At 38.4% G+C, this 2105-nt stretch carries 1 protein-coding gene; it reads left to right on the top strand.

The window, feature by feature from the left end; translation table 11 throughout:
* Positions 1–2105: calcium-binding protein (locus PQG52_RS11390; RefSeq protein ID WP_271829602.1), on the top strand; the 2105-nt coding region annotated here is incomplete at both ends.

Raw genomic sequence — 2105 nt, 5'->3', positions numbered from 1 at the left:
CTATGGTGGTGCTGGTAATGATGTCATTAATGGCGGTGCTGGTAATGATAGTCTCTATGGAGGTTCAGGAAACGATACTTTAATTGGTGGCACTGGCAACGATTATTTATCTGGCGATGAAGGATCAGATACTTACGTTCTTTCCAAAGGTGATGGTAATGATACCATTTATAACCATATAACGAACTCGACAGATAAAGACGTTGTTCAATTTAAAGATATATCAAGCAAAGATGTTACTGGTGCATCTATTGAAGGAAACGACCTTATCATTCAATATGGTGAAAATGATAGCGTAAGACTACAATATTATTTCGACCCAAGTAATAGTTTCCGTGTGCAAGAATATCAATTCACCGATCAAACGCTAAATAACGATCAACTAATGGCTCTCCTACCAATCAATGTAAAAACAGGACACGCTGCTTATCAATTTGGTAATGGCGGTAATCAAATCAATGGTGATGCATCCAATAATAGCTTCTATAGTGGTAACGGAAATGACATCGTTCAAACTGGTGATGGTAATAATTATGTAGACGCTCAAGACGGAGACGATCATGTTTATGGCGGTTCTGGAAATGATACCATCTATGGCGGTACTGGGAGTGATGTCATTGATGGTGGTGCTGGAAATGATATATTAGATGGCGGTGTTGGAAACGATACCATCTTAGGTGGTACTGGAAATGATACCATTTATGGTGGTGCTGGAGATGATTTATTATATGGTGGTGCCAATAATGATAATCTTTATGGTGGTGCAGGAAACGATACTTTAATTGGCGGTACTGGAGATGATTACTTATCAGGTGGTGAAGGTTCCAATACCTATGTTTTCTCTACAGATTCTGGCAATGATACCATTTATAATCGTGTCGTTAATCCTGAAGATAAATCTGTAGTACACTTTACAGATATATCAAGTAAAGATGTTAGCAACGCATATGCTCAAGGAAATGATCTTGTTATTCAATATGGAAAAAACGATAGTATCAGATTGCAAAATTATTTCGATCAAAGTTATAATTTCCGCGTACAGGAATATCAATTCACAGATCAAACATTAAATAACGATCAACTGATGGCTCTCCTACCCATCGATGTAAAAACTGGCGATACCTCTTATCAATTTGGTAATGGCGGTAATCAAATCAATGGTGATGCATCCAATAATAACTTTTTCACTGGCAATGGAAATGATATCATTCAAGCTGGTGATGGTAATAATTATGTAGACGCTCAAGATGGGGACGATCAAATCTATAGCGGTTCAGGCAATGATAGTCTTTATGGCGGCGCTGGAAACGACATCATTGATGGCGGCGCTGGGAATGACAGTCTCTATGGGGGCACTGGAAATGACACATTAATTGGTGGTGCTGGGGATGATTATTTATCCGGTGATGAAGGATCAGATACCTACGTTCTTTCCAAAGGTGCTGGAAATGATACCATATACAACCATGTAACTAATTCAACAGATAAATCCGTAATACAATTTACAGACATATCAAGCAAAGATGTCACTGGTGCATCTATCGAAGGGAACGACCTTATCATTCAATATGGTGAAAATGATAGTGTTAGATTACAATATTATTTCGACCCAAGTAATAATTTCCGCGTGCAAGAATATCAATTTACCGATCAAACGCTAAATAACGATCAACTGATGGCTCTTTTACCCATTGATGTGAAAAGCAGTGATACCTCTTATCAATTTGGTAATGGTGGCAATCAAATCAATGGTGACGCATCCAATAATAGCTTCTTCACTGGCAATGGAAATGACGTTATTCAAACTGGTGATGGTAATAATTATGTAAATGCTCAAGATGGAGACGATCAAATCACTGGCGGTATTGGCAATGACACCATCTATGGTGGTGCTGGTAATGATGTCATCAATGGCGGTGCTGGAAATGATACTCTCTATGGGGGCACTGGAAATGATACATTAATTGGTGGTGCTGGGGATGATTATTTATCTGGTGACGAAGGATCAGATACTTACGTTCTTTCCAAAGGTGATGGTCACGATACCATTTATAACCATGTAACTAACCCCGCAGATAAATCTGTTGTTCAATTTACAGATATAT

Source organism: Commensalibacter communis, from assembly GCF_947179105.1.
Taxonomy (GTDB): domain Bacteria; phylum Pseudomonadota; class Alphaproteobacteria; order Acetobacterales; family Acetobacteraceae; genus Commensalibacter; species Commensalibacter communis.
This window is presented reverse-complemented; position numbering and strand designations above follow the sequence as displayed.